General features: G+C 73.7%; 3 protein-coding genes. All 3 read left to right on the forward strand.

The annotated features are described in order from the left end of the window. The first annotated feature begins 63 nt into the window (after positions 1 to 63). The 3 genes from AB0J90_RS29465 to AB0J90_RS29475 all read left to right on the forward strand — a co-directional run bounded on the left by AB0J90_RS29465 (position 64) and on the right by AB0J90_RS29475 (position 22,252). The gene (locus AB0J90_RS29465) at positions 64 to 1,416 is read left to right on the forward strand and encodes a lysine N(6)-hydroxylase/L-ornithine N(5)-oxygenase family protein (RefSeq protein WP_363601360.1); all 1,353 of its coding nucleotides are present in this window, start codon (positions 64 to 66) and stop codon (positions 1,414 to 1,416) included. A gap of 131 nt (positions 1,417 to 1,547) precedes the next feature. Next, positions 1,548 to 22,040, forward strand: coding sequence for an amino acid adenylation domain-containing protein (locus AB0J90_RS29470; protein ID WP_363601362.1), 20,493 nt, complete (start codon positions 1,548 to 1,550; stop codon positions 22,038 to 22,040). Then, complete coding sequence (locus tag AB0J90_RS29475; protein WP_326558193.1) at positions 22,037 to 22,252, forward strand: MbtH family protein; 216 nt, start codon at positions 22,037 to 22,039, stop codon at positions 22,250 to 22,252. Before AB0J90_RS29470 ends, AB0J90_RS29475 begins: the two co-directional genes overlap by 4 nt. Positions 22,253 to 22,351: the final 99 nt, after the last annotated feature.

Raw genomic sequence — 22,351 nt, forward strand, 5'->3', positions numbered from 1 at the left:
TCATTGACCGAGATTTGAAGCAAGGGTAGCCTACCCTAAATCGACGATCTAGGGGTGTGGTCCATGGCGCACGTACCGCCGCATGACGAGGTGCCTGTTCACGACATCGTCGGAGTGGGGTTCGGGCCGTCCAACCTGGCCTTGGCCATCGCCCTGACCGAGCAGGCCGGCACAACCGGACCGGGCGAGGTGAAACGGCCGCTGAGCGCGGTCTTCCTCGAACGACAACAGAGCTTCGGCTGGCACCGGGGCATGCTGCTCGACGACGCGACCATGCAGGTTTCCTTCCTCAAGGACCTGGTCACGCTCCGCAACCCGACCAGCCGGTTCAGCTTCCTGGCCTACCTGCACGCCAAGGACCGGCTGGTCGACTTCATCAACCACAAGACGCTCTACCCGCTGCGGATCGAGTACCACGACTACCTCGAATGGGCCGCCGCCCAGGTCGACAACCTGGTCCGGTACGGCCACGAGGTGATCGGCGTACGCCCGGTGACCACCGAGGACGGCATCGAGCTGGTCGACGTGCTGGTCGACACCGGCCAGGGCACCACCGTGCACCGCGCCCGCAACCTCGTGCTCGCCACCGGTCTCACACCTCGGCTGCCGGCCGGCGTGATCACCGGCGACCGGATCTGGCACAGCCGCGACCTGCTGTTCAACCTCGCCCGACGCACCGGCCCCGCCCCGTCGCGGTTCGTCGTCGTCGGCGCCGGACAGAGCGCCGCCGAGGTCACCGCGCACCTGCACGAGCGGTTCCCCGACGCCGAGGTCTGCGCCGTCTTCTCCCGCTACGGCTACAGCCCGGCCGACGACAGCTCGTTCGCCAACCGGATCTTCGACCCGGGCGCCGTCGACGACTACTTCGACGCGCCCGCCGAGGTGAAGACCCAGCTCATGGACTACCACGGCAACACCAACTACTCCGTGGTGGACGGCGACCTCATCGCCGAGCTGTACCGCCGCAGCTACCGGGAACAGGTGCTCGGCCAATCCCGGCTGCGGCTGCTCAACACCTCCCGGCTGCGCGCCGCCGTGTCGCACCCCGACGGCGTACAGGTCACCATCGAGACGTTGATCACCGGGCAGCCCGCCGTACTCGACGCGGACGTGCTGATCTGCGCCACCGGTTACGACCCGGTCGACCCGGCCACCATGCTCGGTGAGCTGAGCCGCTACTGCCACCGCGACGAATTCGGCCGACTGCGGCTGGACCGGGACTACCGGGTCTGCACCAGCGAAGAGCTGCGCTGCGGCATCTACCTGCAGGGCGGCACCGAGCACAGTCACGGGATCAGCTCCTCCCTGCTGTCCAACGGCTCCGTACGCGCCGCCGAGATCCTGGAGTCGATCGTGGCCCACCGCGACCTGGCCAACTCGGTGCCGGCGTACCCGGCCGGGGCACTGCGGGCCTGACCGTCACCGGTGCTCCGCCCGGTCGGACGGACACCGGCACCGTGTCCCGCCTGCCTGCCCGCCGCGGGACGGCCGCGCCCGCCGCCGTCCCGCGCATTCCCGCGCAACCTGTCGAAGAGGTGTGAGTCTTCTTGTCCGCCAGCGAACTGACCACCGTGGACGACGCGCTCCGGTATTGGCGCGACCGGCTGACGCCGGCCGCGCCGGAGATCGCCCTACCGTCCGACGGACCGGAACGGGAACTCACCGAGGACAACGACCCGGACCTCGCCGGCCACCGGCGGGTGCTGCCGGCCGCCCTCGCCGCGCTGGTCACCGAGCACGCACGGCAGGCCGGCGCGAACCCCGACGACGTGGTGCTCGCCGGCCTCGCGGCCCTGCTCGCCCGCTACGGCAACGGCACCGACCTGGTGCTGACCGCCGCAGACCTGCCGCTGCGGCTGGACCTGGACGGCCACCCCGGCTTCGGGGACCTGGTCGCCCGGGTCACCGCCGCGCGGGTCGAGGCATCGGCGTACGCGCTGCCGCTGCCGGCGATCGCCGCGCACCTGGACCCGGAGCGGAACACCCCGCTCACCAACATCGGGTACGCCGGCACCCCCGACCCCCGGTTCGACCTGTGGCTCGGTGTCACCGAGACGGCGGGCACCATCACGCTGGAACTGCGGCACTCCCGCCGCGCACTGACCGGTGCGGGTGCCGACCGGCTGCTCGGCCACCTGGAGCGGCTGCTCACCGACGGGCTCCACCGGCCGGACCAGCCGCTCGGGCGGCTCGACCTGCTCACCGACGGCGAACGTGGGCTGATGGTCGAGCAGTGGAACGACACCGCCATCTCCGGCCCGTCGACGCCGTTGCCGGAGCTGTTCGAGGCCTGGGTCCGGCGCACCCCGGACGCGGTCGCGCTGGTGCTGGACCGGACCGAGCTGACGTACCGGGAACTGAACGTACGGGCCAACCGGCTCGCCCACCGACTGATCGCCGACGGGGTCGGACCGGAGCGGCTGGTCGCGTTGGCGCTGCCCCGTTCGGTCGACCTGTTCGTGGCGGAACTGGCCGTGCTCAAGGCCGGCGGGGCGTACCTGCCGGTGGACGTCGACTACCCGGCCGAGCGGATCGGGTACATGCTCGGCGACGCCGCGCCGATCTGCCTGCTGACCACGGTCGAGTTGGCCGCGGACGTACCCGAGCACCCGGGCACCGCCCGGCTGCTGCTCGACGAGCCACACCTCGCCGGCCAGGTCGCCGCCTGCCCCGACACCGACCCGACCGACCGGGACCGGACCACGCCGCTGTCCGTGCACAACACCGCGTACGTCATCTACACCTCCGGCTCCACCGGGCGTCCCAAGGGCGTGGTGCTCTCCCACACCGGCGTGGCGAAGCTGCTCGCCACCCAGACGCAACGCTTCGGCATCGGCCCGCACAGCCGGATCCTCCAGTTCGCGTCGCCCAGCTTCGACGTGGCGTTCTGGGACCTGTGCCTGGCCCTGCTCTCCGGTGCCCGGCTGGTCGTGGTTCCCAGCGAACTGCGGCTGCCCACCGCCGAACTCGCCGACTACGCCCGCGAGCACGGCGTCACCTTCATGATCCTGCCGCCGGCCCTGCTGGCCGCGCTGCCGCCGCAGGTTGAACTGCCCGACGGCGCGACCCTGCTCGCCGGCACCGAACGCGTCTCCGCCGAACTCGTCGCCCGGTACGCCGGACGGCAGCGGATGTTCAACGCGTACGGGCCGACCGAGGCGACCGTCAACTCCACCCTGGGCCTGTGCACCCCGACCACCCGCCCCGGTTCCTCGGTGCCGATCGGCCGCCCCGACCCCGGCACCCGCGCGTACGTGCTCGACGCGTGCCTGCGACCGATGCCGGTCGGTGTCATCGGCGAGCTGTACCTCGGCGGCCCCGGGCTCGCCCGCGGTTACCTCGGCCGCCCGGCACTGACCGCCCAGCGGTTCGTCGCCGACCCGTACGGCGAACCCGGGCAACGGCTCTACCGGACAGGTGACCTGGTCCGGTGGCGCGCCGACGGTCAACTCGACTTCGTCGGCCGCGCCGACGACCAGGTGAAGATCCGCGGCTACCGGATCGAACTCGGCGAGGTCGAATCCGCACTCGCCCGCGATCCCGACGTGACCCAGGTGGTCGCCACCGTCCGGGAGGACCAACCGGGCGAGCGCCGCCTGGTCGCGTACGTCGTGCCGGCCACCGGTGACCAGCCCGCACAGGGCAGCGGTGAACACCAGGTCGCCCAGTGGAAGGACCTGCACGAACTGCTCTACACCGCCGGCACGACCGAACCGGCGGCGGAGAACTTCACCGGCTGGAATAGCAGCTACGACGGCCAGCCGATCCCGCTGCCGCAGATGCGGGCCTGGCGGGACGCCACCGTGGCCCGGATCGCCGCACTGCGCCCGGAACGGATCCTGGAAATCGGCGTCGGCAGCGGCCTGCTCCTGTCCGGCCTCGCCCCCGGCTGCGCCGACTACTGGGGCACCGACCTTTCCGAGCAGGCGATCGACTCGCTGCGCCGGCAGGTCGACCGCGACACCGACCTCGCCCCCCGGGTCACCCTGCGGGCGCAGCCGGCGCACCGCTTCGACGGGCTGCCGAGCGGCTACTTCGACACCGTCATTGTCAACTCCGTGGCGCAGTACTTCCCCGACGCCGACTACCTCGCCGACGTACTGCGTCGCGCGGTGGACCTGGTCGTGCCCGGCGGCCGGGTCTTCGTCGGCGACGTCCGCAACCTGCGCCTGCTGCCCTGCTTCCGGGCCGCGATCCAGGTCGGACGCCGACCCGCCGACGCCGACCCGGCCGATCTCGGCGCTACCCGGACCGCGGTCGAGCAGGACCTCGCCTGGGAGGGTGAACTCCTGCTCGACCCGGAGTTCTTCCCCGCGCTCGCCCGTGAGCTGCCCGAGGTCGACGGCACCGACCTGTGGGTCAAGCGCGGCGACGACCACAACGAACTCACCCGCTACCGGTACGACGTGGTACTCCGCCGCCGCGGCGACAGCCCCACCGCACCGGCGTCCGGCGGGGACGAGCCGACCGCGTACCGGTGGGGGACCGGCATCGCGGACCTCGACGCGCTCGCGGACCTGCTCACCGACGAGCGTCCGGCGACGCTGCGGCTCACCGCCGTGCCGAACGCGCGACTGACCGTGGACCTCGCCGCCGCGCACACCCTGGTCGGCGCACCGGCACCGGCGGCCGACCCGGTCGACCCGGTCGACCCGGAGGCCCTGCACCGCCTCGGCCAGCGGCTCGGATACGCCGTCGCCGTCACCTGGACCCCGGACGCCACCGACGGCAGCCTCGACGTGGTGTTCACCGCCGGGTCCGCGAACCCCGTCGCGGCCTACCGCGCCACCTCGTCCGGGCCCCGGAGCCCCGAGCACAGCAACCACCCGGTTCGTTTCCGCGACATCCCGACCCTGCTGCGGCGGCTGCGGGAGCAGGCCCGCGCCTGGCTGCCGGAGTACATGGTGCCGGCCGCCATCGTGCCGCTGCACCGGCTCCCGGTCACCGGCAGCGGCAAGCTCGACCGCGCCGCCCTGCCCGTCCCCGACCGGGGCGCGCTCAGCACCGGCGTACGGCCGCGCAGTGCCCGCGAGGAACTGCTCTGCACCCTCTACGCCGAGGTGCTGGACCTGCCCACGGTCGGCATCGACGACGACTTCTTCGCCCTCGGCGGGGACAGCATCGTCGCCATCCAACTCGTCATTCGCGCCCGGCAGGCCGGACTGGCGGTCACCCTCCGGCAGGTGTTCGTCAGCCGTACGGTCGCCGAACTCGCCCCGGTCGCGGTGCCCGCCACCGACGCGCCGGCGACCGCACCGCTGCCGCCGGTGCTCGACCCGGACGCCACCGCCCAGCTCGCCGCCGACCTGCCGGGACTGGTCGAGGCGCTGCCGGTCACCCCGATGCAGGAGGGCTTCTACTTCCACGCCCTCGCCGACGGCACCGGCACCGACGCGTACCTGGTCCAGCTCATCGTCGACCTCGACGGCCCGCTCGACCCGGCCGCACTGCGCCGCGCCGGACAGCGGATGCTGGACCGGCACGCACCGCTGCGGGCCGGGTTCCGGCTCGCGCCCGACGGCCGACTGATCCAGGCCGTGGTGAGCGGCGTGGACCTGCCCTGGCGCACCGTCGACCTGTCCGGGCTCGACGAGTCCGGGCAGCGGGACCGGCTCGCCGCCGAAACCGACAGCGAACGGGCCCGCCCGTTCGACCTGGGCCGACCGCCGCTGCTGCGGGCACTGCTGCTGCGCCGCGACGACACCCGGCACTGGCTGGTGCTCCAGTTCCCGCACATCGTCGCCGACGGCTGGTCGGTGCCGGTCCTCCTGCGCGACCTGCTCGCCCTCTACGGGTCCGCCGACAGCGCACCGCAGCTCCCGGCGGTCACGCCGTACCGGGACCATCTCGGCTGGCTCGCCCGGCAGGACCGGGACGCTGCCCGGGCCGCCTGGCAGCAGGCACTGTCCGGGGTGGACGAACCGACCCGGCTCGTCCCGCCGGCCGGAAACGACCAGCCGGCCCGCCCCGGCGAGGTACGCATCGCGCTGCCCGCGCCGACCACCGCCGGCCTCGGCGCCCGCGCCCGCGAGCAGGGCATCACCCTCGGCGTCCTGCTCCAGGGCGCCTGGGGCATCCTGCTCGGCCACCTCACCGGGCGCCGTGACGTGCTGTTCGGCACCACCGTCAGCGGTCGGGCGGCCGACCTCGACGGCATCGGCGACCTGGTCGGGTTGCTCATCAACACGCTGCCGATCCGGGCCCGCTGGCGGCCGGAGGAGTCACTGGCCGCCGTGTTCGCCCGGCTGCACGGCGAACAGTCGGACCTGCTCGACCACCAGCACCTCGGGCTGGCCGAACTGCACCGGATCGCCGGGCTCGACGAGCTGTTCGACACCCTGGTGGTGCTGGAGAACTACCCGGACCAGGCGGACCTGCGCGACCCGAGTGGGGAGCTCGCCGTCGCCGGAACCGACTACCGGGACGCGGGACACTATCCACTCGCGCTGATCGTCGTCCCCGGCGACCGGCTGGAACTGCGCTTCAAGCACGACGCGGCACGGCTGGACCGGGCCGCCGTGCACCGGATCGCGGGCTGGTTGACCCGGCTGTTGGAACAGGTCGTCGACGACCCGTACCGGCCGGTCGGGCGGGTCGAACTGCTCTCCGCCACCGAGCGGCAGGACCTGCTGGCCCGGCTCGCCGGGCCCGACCACGACGGTGGGTCCAGCACGCTTGTCGCCGCGGTCGAGGCGCAGGTGGCGCGGACTCCGTACGCGCCCGCGCTGGTGTCCGACGACGGCACCGTGACCTACGCTGAACTCGACGCCCGTGCCGGGGCGCTCGCCGCGCAACTGGTGGCTCGGGGCGCCGGACCGGAGCAGGTCGTCGCGGTCGCCGTGCCCCGCTCGGCCGAACTGGTCGTGGCCCTGCTCGGCGTGCTCAAGGCCGGTGCCGCGTACCTGCCGTTGGACGTGGACCACCCGGCCGACCGGTTGGCGTACCTGCTCGCCGACTCCGGCGTACGCACGGTGGTCACCACCGCCTCCGCCGTGTCCCTGCTGCCCGCCGCCGGACTCGACCTCCTCGTCCTGGGCGAAGCCGCCGGCAGTGGCCTCGGTGCCGCGGCAGACGACAGCAAGGCGTCCTTCGTCGACCCGCGGCACCCGGCCTACCTGCTCTACACCTCCGGGTCCACCGGCCAACCGAAGGGTGTGCTGGTACCGCATTCGGCGATCGCCAGCCAGCTCGCCTGGGTGCAGGAACGGTTCCGCCTCACCGCCGACGATCGGGTGCTGCACCACCTGTCGGCGAGCTTCGACCCGGCGGCACTGGAGATCTTCTGGCCGCTGACGGCCGGCGCCGCCGTGGTGCTCACCGCGCCGGACGCCACCGGCGACCCCGCCCGGCTGGCCGAGGCGGTCCGCCGGCACGAGGTGAGCACGCTGGTGGTCGTCTCCTCGATGCTGGCCGCGTTCGCCGACGCGGTCGAGGTCGGCGGCGACGCGCGGGCGGTGGGCACGCTGCGCCGGGTGCTCGCCGGCGGCGACGCGCTCGGCGACGCCGTCGCGCGCCGCTGGCAGGAGTCGACCGGGGTGCCGGTGCACAACGTGTACGGCCCGACCGAGGCGGCGATCCAGGTCACCTGCGCCGAGCCGGTCGACGGGGGCGCCGGTCGGGGGACCGGTGGCACCGTGCCGATCGGTCGCGCGGTGGCCGGCACCCGGCTCTACGTACTCGACGAGGGATTGCGGCCGGTGCCGTCGGGGGTGCCCGGTGAGCTCTACGTCGCCGGGGTGCAACTCGCCCGCGGTTACCTCGACCGGGCGGCACTGACCGCGCACCGGTTCGTCGCCGACCCGTACGGGCCGGCGGGGGAGCGGATGTACCGCACCGGTGACCTGGTCCGGTCCGCCGCCGACAGCACGCTCGAATACCTCGGGCGTACCGACCGGCAGGTGAAGATCCGGGGCCACCGGGTGGAGCTCGGCGAGATCGAGGCACGGCTCGCCGGGCTGCCGGAGGTGGCGGCCTGCGCGGTGGTGGCCCGTACCGGAGCCGCCGGGACGTCCCGACTGCTCGGTTACGTGGTGGCCCGGCCGGGCGTCACCATCGACCCGGACGCGCTGCTGGCGGGGCTCGCCGCGACGCTGCCGGCACCGCTGGTTCCGGCTGCGGTGCTGGTGCTGGACACGCTGCCGCGTACGCCCAGCGGCAAGCTCGACCTCGGTGCGCTGCCGGAGCCGCAACCCGTACGGGTTACCGGCCGGGCACCGCGTACGGCACGGGAGCGGCTGTTCTGCGAGATCTTCGCGTCCGTACTCGGGCTGCCCGAGGTCGGGCCGGACGACGACTTCTTCGTCCTCGGCGGGGACAGCATCCAGTCCATCGGGGTGTCGAACCGGGCACACGTGCACGACCTCCCGATCAGTCCCCGCGACGTGTTCACCCACCGCACCCCGGCCCACCTGGCGGAACTGGCCGGACCGGAACCCGTCGCCCCGGCCACCGACCCGGCCCCGGTTGCGGTGCCGGCGAGCCCGGAGCCGGAGCAGGTCTCCGACCGGTACGGGGACGTGCCGCCGACCCCGGCGGTACACCGCCTGCGGGAGAGCGGACTGCCCGTCGTCGGGGCGGGTACGGCGGTGCTCGCCCGTACCCCCTCCGGGACGACCACGACCCAGGTCCGCGCCGCGCTCGCGGCCCTGCTGGACCGGCACGACGGGCTGCGCCAGCGGCTGACCCGCATCGGCGCGCTGCTCTGGACCCTGCGCATCGCCCCGCCCGGCGTGCCTGCCGCGGACGACGTCGCGCTGGCCGTCGTGACCGCGGCGACGCCCCCCGATCCGGCGCAGTCGGACGAACAGGCGCAGGTGGACGCGGCGGTACGGGCGACGCTCGGGCGGCTCGACCCGGAGGCCGGTGCCGTGTTCGAGGCCGTCTGGTTCGACGACGGTCCGGACCGTCCCGGCCGGCTGCTGCTGGCCGCGCACCGGTTGGCGGTGGACGAGGCGTCCTGGCCGATCCTCCTGGCCGACCTGGCCGAACTGTTGGACGCGGCCCGGCTCGACCCCGCGACGGCCGCCCGGGCGTTCGACACGGCCCCGGTGCACACCCCGCTGCGCGGTCACGTCCGTTCCCTCGGGGAGCAGGCCCAGCATCCGGACCGGCTGGCCGAGTTGACGCATTGGGCGGAGATCCTCGCACCCGGCGCCGACCCGCTGACCCGGCCACTGCCGGCCGGCGCGGACCCGGCAGCCCGGTCCACCATCGACCTGGACCTCACCGCCGTCGCCCACGACAACCCGGTCGACGTGCTGCTCGCCGCCCTGCGGGTCGCGGTGACCCGCTGGCAGCAGCGCCATGGTCGGGACGCAGGTGACCTGCTCGTCGACGTGGCGACCACCGGCCGCGGCACGACCGGCCACGACCTCTCCCGTACGGTCGGGCCGCTCGGCCGGGTACATCCGGTACGCCTGCCCGCCTCGGCCGATCCCGCCGAAGCGCTGGCCGAGGTGGCTCGCCGACGTGGTGCCGTACCGGACCACGGATCCGGGTACGACCTGCTGCGCCACCTCAACCCGCAGGCCGCCCCGATCCTCGCCCAGGTGGCCCGCCCGCCGGTGCTGGTCGACTACGCGGGCGCACTGCCCGAGGCGCAGTGGCTGCGCACCCCGCCCGCGCACCCGCACCCGTTGCAGATCACCGTCCGGGGCGGGGTCACCAACCCGACCGCCACCTGGACCTGGGCCACGGCCGCCTGGGACGAGTCGGACGCACGCGAACTCGCCGACGACTGGCTCGCCGCGCTGACCGAACTGACCGCACCCGTCCCCGACGCGCGGTCGCTGCCCACGATCGACCCGGCCGAACTGGAGCTGGTACGGGCGCGCAGCCCGTGGCCGGTGGCCGAGGTCTGGCCACTGTCGCCGCTGCAGGAGGGGCTGTTCTTCCACGCCAGCTACGACCAGGGCGAGATCGACGTCTACACCGCGCAGGTCGCGTTCGACGTGGCGTACCGGATGGACACCGACCGGCTGCTCGCCGCCTGCGTGACCCTGCTGGCCCGCAACCCCGGCCTGCGGGCCGGATTCACCGGCGACGGGCTGACCGCGCCGGTCCAGTTCGTCACCACCGACCCGCCACCGCCGCTGACCGTGGTCGACCTCTCCACCGAGTCCGGCCCCGAACGGGTCGCGCGGATCGAGGCACTGCTCGCCGACGACCGGACCCGGCGGTTCGACCTGGCCCGGCCGCCGCTGTTCCGGCTGCTGCTGATCCGCCTCGACGACGGCACCGACCGGCTGGTCATCACCCACCACGTGCTGCTCTGGGACGGCTGGTCGGCCGCGATCGTGCTCGACCAGCTCCTCGCCCTGTACGCCACCGGCGGCGACGACACCGACCTGCCACCGGCCGGCTCGTACCGGGACTACCTGGTCTGGTTGACCGAACAGGACCGGGACGCGGGGCTGGCCGCATGGCAGGCCGAGTTCGCCGACCTGGCCGAACCGACCCTGGTCGCACCGGTCGACCGGGCCCGCCGGCCGGTCCTGCCGCAGCGCCGCCGGGCCGAGCTGTCCGAGGCGCTGACCGACCGGATCCGGATCGCCGCGCGGGAGCAGGGCGTCACCCTCAACACCCTGCTCAACGCCGCCTGGGCGCTGGCACTGTCGAACGCGGTCGGGCGTACCGACGTGGTGTTCGGCGCCACCGTCGCCGGGCGGCCGGCGGAGATCCCGCATGTTGCGAACGCGGTCGGCCTGTTCCTCAACACCGTGCCGGTACGGGTCGCCCTCGACCCGACCGAGCGGGTCGGTGACCTGCTGCGCCGGATCCAGGCGTCCCGTACGGCGCTGATGGCCCACGAGTACCTGGGCCTCGGCGAGGTGCAGCGCGGCAGCGGGCACGCCCAGCTCTTCGACACCCTGTTCGCGCTGCAACAGGTCGGCGGCGGGGAGGAGAGCACGCACCGGCACGGGTTGACCGAGGTCGGCAGCGTGGACGCCACCCACTACCCGCTGACCCTGGTGGTCGCACCGGGCCGGACGGTACGGGCGACGCTGGCGTACCGGGACGACGCGATCGCCGCCACCACCGCGGCGAGCCTGCTGGACCGGTTCACCACCGCGTTGGAGCGACTCGCCGGTGACCCGGACCGGCCGGTCGGCCGGCTGGACGTACTCCCGGCCGCGCAGCGAGCGGCGGTGGCGGTCCGGGCCCGGGCGACGGCCCGACCGGTGCCGAACGAGACGGTCGCCGACCTGCTCGGCGCGCAGGCCCGGCGTACGCCGGACGAGACCGCACTGGTCTTCGGCGACTCCCGGCTGACCTACGCCGAACTGGACGCGCGGGTGAACCGGCTGGCCCGGCTGCTGCTGGCCCGGGGCGCCGGACCGGAGCGGGTGGTGGCGCTGGCCCTGCCCCGCTCGGCGGACATGGTGGCCGCACTGTTCGCGGTGCTCCGTACGGGGGCGGCGTACCTGCCGCTGGAACTGGACCATCCGGCCGAGCGGCTGGCGCACATGGTCACCGACGCCTCCCCGGTCTGCGTGCTCACCACCACCTCGGTGGCGACCCGGCTGCCGGTACCCGGCATCGTCGCCCTCGACGATCCGGCGGTCGCCGCCGAACTCGACACGCTGCCACCGACCCGGATCACCGACGCGGAGCACCCCGAGTTCGCCAGCACCCGTGCCGACCGGCTCGAACATCCCGCGTACGTCATCTACACCTCCGGCTCGACCGGGCGCCCCAAGGGTGTCGTCACGCCGTACCGGGGGCTGACCAACATGCAGCTCAACCACCAGGAGGCCATCTTCGGCCCGACGGTGGCGGCGGCCGGCGGGCGACGACTGCGGATCGCGCACACCGTCTCGTTCGCCTTCGACATGTCCTGGGAGGAGCTGCTCTGGCTGGTCGAGGGACATGAGGTGCACGTCTGCGACGAGGATCTGCGCCGCGACGCGGAGGCGCTGGTGGCGTACTGCGACCGGCACCGCATCGACGTGGTCAACGTGACCCCGACGTACGCCGACCACCTGATCTCCGAGGGGCTGCTCCGGCACGACCCGGCGGCCGGACGGCACCGCCCGGTGCTGGTGCTGCTCGGCGGCGAGGCCGTTTCCGAGCAGGTGTGGAGCAGTCTGCGCGACACCGAGGGCACCCTCGGCTACAACCTGTACGGCCCGACCGAGTACACCATCAACACCCTCGGCGGCGGCACCGAGGACAGTGCCACCCCGACGGTCGGGCGGGAGATCTGGAACACCCACGCCCACCTGCTCGACCCCTGGCTGCGTCCGGTGCCCGACGGCTGCCCCGGCGAGCTGTACATCGGCGGTGCCGGTCTGGCCCGGGGTTACCTGGGCGCGCCGGGGCTGACCGCGTCGCGGTTCGTCGCGGACCCGTTCGGTGCCCCCGGCGACCGGCTCTACCGCACCGGTGACCTGGCCCGCCGCCGCCCCGACGGCAACCTCGACTTCCTCGGCCGCACCGACGACCAGGTGAAGATCCGGGGCTACCGGGTGGAACTCGGCGAGATCGAGTCGGTGCTGGCCGAACATCCCGAGGTGGCCCGTGCCGCGGTCATCGCCAAGGACGGCGCGTCCGGCGCCGGCCGACGGCTGATCGGGTACGTCGTACCGGTCGCCGGTGTCGACGAGGGCAACGAACGCGAGCACCTGGCCGAGTGGCAGCAGATCTACCACGACGAGTACAACGCGATCGGCACCGCCGTGGCCGACGAGGACTTCGCCGGCTGGGACAGCAGCTACGACGGCCAGCCGATCCCGCTCGACGACATGCGCGAGTGGCGGGAGGCGACGGTCGCCCGGATCCGGGAGCTGCGTCCCCGCCGGGTGCTGGAGATCGGGGTGGGTACCGGGCTGCTGCTGTCGCGTCTCGCGCCGGAGTGCGAGACGTACTGGGGTACCGACTTCGCCGGTCCGGTGATCGAGAAACTGCGGGCCGACATCGCCGACCTGCCGGATCTCGCCGGCCGGGTCGAGCTGCGCCACCAGAGCGCCGACGTGCTCGACGGGCTGCCCCGCGACTACTTCGACACCATCGTGATCAACTCGGTGGTGCAGTACTTCCCGAGCGTCGAGTACCTGGTCGAGGTGCTGGCCGGGGCGGTCGACCTGCTGGTACCCGGCGGCTCGCTGTTCGTCGGCGACGTACGCAACCTGCGCCTGGCCCGGACGTTCCACGCGGCCGTGCAGACCACCCGCTCCGGGGCGGGCGCCGACCCGGACCGGCTGCGCCGGGCGGTCGAGCGCAGCGTGCTGCTGGAGAAGGAACTGCTGGTCGACCCGGACCTGTTCGCGTCCCTCCCGGCCGCCTGGGCACAGACCACGCCGGTCGCGGTGACCGTGCGGACCAAGCGGGGCCACCGGCACAACGAGCTGACCCGGCACCGGTACGACGCCGTCCTGCGCCGCCTCGGCACCCCGTCGACCGCCGACCCGTTCTCGCTGGCCGAGGCGCCCACCATCCGCTGGGGCGACGACACCGCCGACCTGTCCACGCTGGGCGAGCACCTGAAGGCGCGTCGACCGGACCGGCTGCGGGTGGAACGCGTACCCAATGCCCGGCTCGCCGCCGAACAGGCGGTGCTGCGCGGGCTCGACCCGGACCGGGCCGACGCCGCCGGCACGCCGACGGCGGCCCCGGTGGAACCCGAGGACCTGCACGAACTGGGGGAGGGGCTCGGCTACCGGGTCTTCACCACCTGGTCGCCGGTCTCCGACGGCAGCCTCGACGCGCTGTTCGTGGCGCCGGACCTGCTCACCTCCGGTGAGCTGCCGGTCGACCTGTGCCGGCCGCTGCGGGCGGCGGCGACACCCGCCGACTGCGCCAACCGGCCGGCCGTCGCCCGGGGCGTGGCCGCGCTCACCGCCCGGCTGCGCGAACACCTCAAGCTCCGGTTGCCCGACTACATGGTGCCGGCCGCCCTGGTCACCCTCTCCGCGCTGCCGCTGACGGTGAACGGCAAGCTGAACGTACGGGCGTTGCCGGACGCCGAGCCGACCGGCTCGGTCGGCGGCGACCAGGCCCCGAGCACCGAGCAGGAGAAGCAGCTCTGCCAGCTCTTCGCCGACGTGCTGGGCCTACCCGCCGTCGGGGTCCGGGACAGCTTCTTCGACCTCGGTGGGCACTCCCTGCTCGCCACCCGGCTGATCGGCCGGGCCCGCAGCGTGCTCGGCGCGGAACTGTCCATCCGGGACCTGTTCGAGGCGCCGACCGTCGCCGAGCTGACCGCCCGGCTCGCCCCGGAGACCGCTGTCGCCGTACGCCCGGCCCTGGTGCCGGTGGACCGGCCGGACCCGCTGCCCGCCGCGTACGCGCAGCAGCGGCTCTGGGTCATCCAACAGCTCGACCCGGACTCCCCGGCGTACAACTTCCCACTGGTGGCGAGGCTGCGCGGGGCGCTGGACGAGAGCGCCTTCACCGCCGCGATCCGCGACGTCATGCTCCGCCACGAGGCGCTGCGTACGCTCATCGTCGAACACGACGGGCTGCCGACGCAGCGGGTCGTCGCCCCCGCCGACGCCCACCCCGTGGTGCGTACGGTGGCAGTCGACCGGGCCGACCTCGCCGAGGTCGTCCGCGCCGCCGCGTCCCGCCCGTTCGACCTCGCCACCGAGCTGCCGTTGCGGGTCACCATCGCCCGGCTCACCCCGGACGAGCACGTGGTGGTGTTCCTGCTGCACCACATCACCACCGACGAGTGGTCCGACGGGCCGTTCCTGCGTGACCTCGGCGTCGCCTACGCGGCCCGCAGCGGCGGTGCCGCACCGGACTGGGCGCCGCTGCCGGTGCAGTACGCCGACTACACGCTCTGGCAGCGGGAACTGCTCGGCGACCCGGACGCACCGGACAGTCTCGCTGCCCGCCAGCTCGACTTCTGGCGGGAAACCCTGCGCGACGTACCGCAGCGGATCGAGCTGCCGACCGACCGGGCGCCCAGACCGGGGCAGCCCCGCCAGGCCGGCGGGGAGATGACCGTCGAGCTGGACCCGGCGGCCGTACGCGCCCTGCGTCGGCTCGCCCAGGCCAGCGGTGCCAGCATGTTCATGGTCGGTCAGGCCGCGGTGGCGGCGCTGCTGCACCGGCTCGGTGCGGGCACCGACATCCCGCTCGGCGCCCCGATCGCCGGCCGTACCGACGAGGCGCTCGACGACCTGATCGGCTTCTTCGTCAACACGCTGGTATTGCGTACCGACGTGGCCGGTGACCCGAGCTTCGCCGAGTTGCTGAGCCGGGTCCGGGCCGCCGACCTGGCCGCGTTCTCGCACCAGGACGTGCCGTTCGAGGCTGTGGTCCGGGCCCTGAACCCGGACCGGTCGGTCACCGACAACCCGCTGTTCCAGGTGATGGTGGTCTACCGCAACCGGAACTCCGACCGGCTGGAACTCGGCGGGCTGGAGGCAACGCCGGAACCGTACGCGGCCGGCGCCGCCCGGTTCGACCTGGTGTTCGGCTTCGGCGAGCAGGCCGACGAGGACTCGATCACGGTGCTGCTCGAATACCGGACCGACCTGTTCGATGCCGACACCGTACGGGCCATCGGCCGGCGACTGAGCCGGTTGATCGAGGCCGTCGCGGCCGACCCCGAGGCGCCGGTGAGCCGGGTCGACCTGCTCGACGACACCGAACGCCGTCGGGTGCTGCACGAACTCAACAACACCGACCGTCAGGTGGACGAGGGCACGGTGTCGGAGCTGTTCGCCGCCCAGGTGGTGCAGCGACCGGAGGCGGTCGCCGTCGTCGACACCGACGGCGAGCTGACGTACGCCCAACTCGACGCCCGTTCGAACCGGATCGCCCGGCTGCTCGCGGCACGCGGGGTCCGCGCCGGCGACGTGGTCGGACTGGCCGTGCCCCGGTCACGGGAGATGGTCGCGGCGATCCTCGGTGTGCTCAAGCTCGGTGCCGCGTACCTGCCGCTGGAGCTGACCCTGCCGGCCGACCGGCTCGACTACCTGCTCACCGACAGCGGCACCCGTCTCGTGCTGGTCACCGCCGAGGCCCGGGACCGGTTGCCGGACCCGGCCGGGGTGGACCGGATCGGGTTGGACAGCCCGGAAACCCTCGCGGAGCTGGCCGGACTGGCCGACGACGCGCTGGACCCCGGACAGACCCGGATCCCGGCGGGACTCGACCACGCCGCGTACGTCATCTACACCTCGGGCTCGACCGGCCGGCCCAAGGGCGTGGTGGTCAGCCACGAGGGCATCGGCAGCCTGATCGCCACCGCGGTGGACCGGATGGGTGTCACCGCCGACAGCCGGGTGTCGCAGTTCGCCTCCGTCGGCTTCGACGTGGCCGTGTTCGACCTGGTCATGTCGCTGTGCGTGGGTGGGCGACTGGTGCTGATCCCGGACGAGGCGCGGGTCGCCGACCACCCGCTGACCGACTTCCTGCACCAGCACGGCGTCACCCACATGATCCTGCCGCCGTCGCTGCTGTCCGCGCTGCCGGCCGGGTGCGAGCTGCCCGACGGCGGCACCGTCCTGGTCGGTACGGAGACCGTGCCACCGGACCTGATCCGGCGGCTCGCCAAGCGGCAGCGGGTGTTCGGCGCGTACGGCCTCACCGAGGCGACCGTCAACTCCACCCTCTGGGCGGCGCAGCCGGACTGGGACGCGGCCGTACCGATCGGCCGCCCCGACCCGAACACCCGCACGTACGTGCTGGACGCCAACCTGCGCCCGGTCCCGCCGGGTGTGGTCGGCGAGCTGTACGTCGCCGGACGTGGCCTGGCCCGTGGTTACCTGGGCCGGTCCGCGCTCACCGCCGAGCGCTTCGTCGCCTCCCCGTTCGGCCCGCCCGGGGCCAGGATGTACCGCACCGGTGACCGGGCCCGCTGGCGCGCCGACGGCAACCTCGACTTCCTCGGCCGGGTCGACGACCAGGTGAAGATCCGGGGCTTCCGGATCGAACTGGGCGAGATCGAGGCCGCGTTGGCCGGGCACCCCGACCTGACCCAGGCCGCGGTCGTGGCGGACCGGGCCGGCAGCGTGGTGCGGCTGGTCGCGTACGTGGTCCCCGACCCGGCCTGCGCGGCGGCACCGGACCCGACGGTGCTCCGGGCATACGTGGCGGACCTGCTGCCGGAATACATGGTGCCGGCGGCGGTGGTGGTGCTCGACGGCCCGTTGCCGCTGACCGCGAACGGCAAGCTCGACCGGCGGGCACTGCCGGCACCGGACTTCGCCACGACCGGTGGCGGGCGCCTGCCGGCGACCGCCCGCGAGGAGGTGTTCTGCCGGCTCGTCGCCGAGCTGCTGCACCTGCCCCGGGTCGGCGCCGACGACGACTTCTTCGCCCTCGGCGGGGACAGCATCATCGCGATCCAGCTTGTCAGCCGGGCCCGCCGCGAAGGGTTCGGCATCCGCCCGGCCGCGGTGTTCCAGGCCCGTACGCCGGCCGGTCTGGCCCGGGCCGCCCACGAGCTGGCGCCGGCCGCGGTGCCGGCACCCAGCGCGCTGCTCGACCTGGATCCGGCCGAGCGGGCCGAGGTCGCCGCGTTCGACCCGGCCCCGGTGGAGTTGCTGCCGCTGACCCCGTTGCAGGCGGGGCTGCTTTTCCACGCCTCGCTGGACGCCGACGGGCCGGACGTCTACACCGTGCAGACCTGGTTCGAGCTGGACGGTCCGGTGGATCCGGACCGGCTGCGTCGCGCCGTGCAGGCGCTGCTGGACCGGCACCCGAACCTGCGCGCCGGGTTCCGCTACCTGGGCTCGGGCCGACCGGTGGCCGTGGTGCCGGCGAACGCACCGGTTCCGTGGACCGAACGAGTCCTGTCCGGTGCCGGCGAGCTGGCCGCCGAGGACGCCTGGCAGGCACTGCTCGGCGAGCAGGCGGCCAGGTTCGACCCGGCCCGACCGCCGCTGCTGCGGCTGCTGCTGGCCCGGTTCGGCGCCGACCGGCACCGGCTGCTGCTCACCCATCAGCACCTGCTGCTGGACGGGTGGTCCGGGCCGCCGCTGGTCGAGGAACTGTCCACCCTGTACGCCGCCGACGCCGACCCGAGCGCGCTCGCCCCGGCCGTACCTTTCCGGGACTACCTGGGCTGGCTCGCCGGCCAGGACCGGGGCGCCGCCCGTACGGCCTGGGCGGCGGAACTCGCCGGGCTGACCGAGCCGACCCTGCTGGCCCCGGCGGAACCGACCCGGCTGCCGATCGCACCGAAGTTGCACGAGGTGGTGCTGCCGGAGCCGGTGACCGCGGCGCTGACCGCGCTCGCCCGGCGCCGGGGCCTGACCCTCGGTGCCGTGGTGCACGCCGCCTGGGGTGTGGCCCTCGGCCAACTCACCGGTCGCCACGACGTCGTGTTCGGCGCCACCGTGTCCGGACGCCCGGCCGACCTGCCCGGCATGGAGTCGATGATCGGCCTGTTCATCACCACCGTGCCGGTACGGGTGCACTGCGCCCCGGCGGACCCGCTCGGCGCGGTGCTGGACCGGGTCTGGGCGGCCCAGTCGCGACTGGTCGAACACGAACACCTCGGCCTGGCCGAGATCCAGCGGTCGGCCGGCATCGGCGAACTCTTCGACAGTCTGGTGGTGTTCGAGAACTTCCCCGCCGTACCGGACCTGCCGGAAGTTCCCGGTGACGGGTTGGTGATCCGGCCGACCGGTGGGCGCGACGCCACCCACTACCCGCTGACCTGGGCTGTCGGCCCCGGTGCGGAACTGACCCTGGTCGCCGAGTACCGCCCCGACCTCTTCGACGAGCAGGCGGTACGCCGGTTCGCCGACGCGTTCGTACGGGTGCTCACCGCACTCGCCGACGACCCGGACGCTCCGGTCGGCACGATCGACCTGCTGACCGGTTCCGTACGGCACCGGGTGCTGACCGAGTGGAACGACACCGCCCTGCACGTGCCTGCGGCCACCATGCCGGCGCTGTTCGCCGCGCAGGTGACCGAGTCACCGGAGGCGGTGGCGGTAGTCGCGGACGACACCGGTGCCGGCGGGTGGACGTTCGCCGAACTCGACGACCGGGTCAACCGGCTCGCCCGGCTGCTGGTGAGCCGGGGCGCCGGCCCGGAGCGGGTGGTCGCCCTGGCGCTGCCCCGCCGCGCACGGATGATCACGGCGATCCTCGCCGCCCAGCAGGCCGGCGCCGCCTACCTGCCGATCGACCCGGACCTGCCGGCCGACCGGGTCACCATGATGCTCGACGACGCCGACCCGGTGCTGCTGCTCACCACCGCCGCGCTCGCCGGGGACCTGCCCCGGACCGGTCGTCCCCACCTGCTGCTCGACACCGCCGAGACGGCCGACCTGCTCGCCGGGCAGCCGGGCCACGCGCTCGACGACGACGACCGGCTCGCGCCGCTGCGCCCGGACCACCCGGCGTACGTCATCTACACGTCCGGCTCCACCGGTCGGCCCAAGGGCGTCGTGGTCACCCACCGCAACCTGGTCAACCTGTTCCACAGTCACCGGAGCACGCTGCACCGGCCGGCGGTCGCCGCCACCGGGCGGCGTCACCTACGGGTCGGCCACGCCTGGTCGTTCTCCTTCGACGCCTCCTGGCAGCCTCAGCTCTGGCTCTTCGACGGGCACGCGCTGCACGTCGTGGACGACGAGACCCGGCGCGACCCCGGCCGGCTCGCCGCCCGGGTGCGTACGGACGCGCTCGACTTCGTCGAGGTCACCCCGGCGCACTTCGCCGCGATGGCGGACGCCGGACTGGTGCGCGACGGCCGGTGCGGGCTCGCCGTGGTCGGCGTCGGCGGGGAGGCGGTGCCGCCGGCCCTGTGGCAGCGACTGCGGGAACTGGCCGGCACCGAGAGCTACAACCTGTACGGGCCGACCGAGTGCACGGTGGACGCGCTGGTCGGCCGGATCCGGGACAGCGACGTACCGGTGGTCGGCCGCCCGGTGCACAACACCCGCGCGTACGTGCTCGACACCGCGCTGCGGCCGGTGGCGCCCGGGGTGACCGGTGAGCTGTACCTGGCCGGTGCCGGGCTGGCTCGCGGTTACCTGGGCCGCCCCGCGCTGACCTCGGAACGGTTCGTCGCCGACCCGTTCGGGGCGCCCGGCAGCCGGATGTACCGCACCGGGGACCTGGCCCGGTGGACCCCGGACGGTCAGCTCGACTACGCCGGGCGGGCCGACGACCAGGTGAAGATCCGCGGTTTCCGGGTGGAACCGGGTGAGATCGAGGCCGCGCTGGCCCAGCATCCCGCCGTCGCCCAGGCAACCGTCGTCGTACGCGAGGACCGGGCGCGTGGCCGACACCTGGTGGCGTACCTGGTCACCGTTTCCGGGGAGTCGGTGAACCGGGCCGAGCTGCGAAGCCATCTCACCGGACTGCTGCCCGAGTACATGACCCCGGCCGCGTTCGTCGTGCTGCCCCGACTGCCGGTGCTGCGCAACGGGAAACTCGACCGTTCCGCCCTGCCGGTGCCGCAGTACCCGGCAACAGCGGGCCGGGCACCCCGTACGCCGGTGGAGGAGGCGCTGCTCGCGGTCGCCGTACGGGCGTTGGCTCGACCGGATCTCGGCGTCGAGGACGACTTCTTCGCCCTGGGTGGGGACAGTGCTGCCTCGATCCAGTTGGTGGTGCTGGCCCGGCGGGCCGGGCTGGAGTTGCGCCCCCGTGACGTGTTCCGGTTGCGGACCGTCGCGGCGCTGGCCGAGGTCGCGGTCCCGGTGGAGACGGTGGTGCCGCTGACCCCGGTCATGCACTGGCTGCGCGAGCTCACCGGCCCGATCGCCGGGTTCAACCAGTCGGTGGTGCTGCGGGTGCCGGCCGGTCTCGGCACCGAGCGGCTCGGCCGGGCACTGGGCAACCTGCTGGACCGGCACGACCTGCTGCGGGCCCGGCTCGACCGGGGAGCATCCGACGGCGACGAGTGGACGCTGCGGACCCCGGCACCGGGCACGGTCGACGCCCTACCGCTGATCACGCGGGTGGACGTGGCCACGCTCGACGACGACGGGCTCCGGGTCGTGGTTGACGAGCAGGCCGGGCTGGCCCGGCAGCGGCTCGACCCGGACCGGGGTGTGCTGGTCCAGGCGGTGTGGTTCGACGCGGGGGACCGGCCCGGCCGGCTGCTGCTGATGATCCACCACCTGGCGGTCGACGGTGTCTCCTGGCGGATCCTGGTGCCCGAACTCGCGACCGCCTGCGCCGCCGCGACCCCGGCGCCCGCCGACATCGACGAACCGGCGCCGACGACCACGCCCTTCGCCCGGTGGGCGGACGTGCTCGCCGCGGCGGCGGTCGACCCCGCGCGCGAGGCGGAACTGGCGTACTGGGTCGAGGTGATGAACGGCGCCGCACCCCTGCTGGCGCCGGTCGACCCGGCCCGGGACACCGCGGCGACCACCCGCGAGGTACGGGTCACCCTCGACCCGGCGGAGGTGTCGCCGTTGCTGACCCGGTTGCCGGCCGCGCTCGACGTCACCGTCAACGAGGTGCTGATGACGGGGCTCGCCCTGGCCGCCAACGAAACGTGGCGCGATGCCGGCGACACCGGCACCGCCGTCCGGTTCTCGCTCGAGGGCCACGGGCGGGAGGAGGCGGCCGTCGACGGCGATCTCGACCTGTCCCGCACCGTCGGCTGGTTCACCAGCGTCTACCCGGTACGCCTGGATCCTGGACCGGTACGCCTGACCGACCCGCCCGGTACGGACCAGAGCCCTGCGCTGGCCACCGCCGTGACCAGGGTGCGGGACCAGTTGCGGGCCCTGCCCGACAACGGTCTCGGCTACGGTCTGCTGCGTTACCTCAACCCGCGGACCGCCCCGACGCTCGCCGCGCTCGGCCTGCCCGACATCCAGGTGAACTACCTGGGACGGTTCGGGCTGCCGGAGGAGGCGGACTGGTCCTTTGCCCCGGAGATGGCGGCCGCGGCGGCCCACTCCTCGGATCCGGGCATGCCGCAGGCGTACGGTCTCAGTGTCACCGTGCACATCGAGGACCGCACCGATGGGCCGTACCTGATCGCAAGCTGGACCTGGCCCGACGCGGTACTTGCCGAGGACGCGGTCCGGGACCTGGCCGACACCTGGATCCGGGCGCTGCGGGTGCTCGTCGCGTCCATTGACCCCAACCCGAGGAGAAACCGATGACCAACCCGTTCGAAGACCCGGACGGCACCTACCTGGTGCTGGTGAACGCCGAGAACCAGCACAGCCTCTGGCCGTCGTTCGTGGACGTACCGGCCGGGTGGACCACCGTGCACGGGCCCGGGCCCCGGCAGGAGTGCCTGGACTACGTGGAGGCGCACTGGACGGACCTGCGTCCGCAGAGCCTGATCGACGCCATGGGCGCCGACCGGTAGCTCGGGGTTTGCCGAAGGGTTGCCCGACGCGTCCGGCGCGATCGGGCAACCCTTTCCCGTGGGCGCGGCGAATCGGTCGCCACCGCGTCCCGTGCCGGT

The organism is Micromonospora sp. NPDC049523, from assembly GCF_040676775.1.
Lineage (GTDB): Bacteria > Actinomycetota > Actinomycetes > Mycobacteriales > Micromonosporaceae > Micromonospora_G.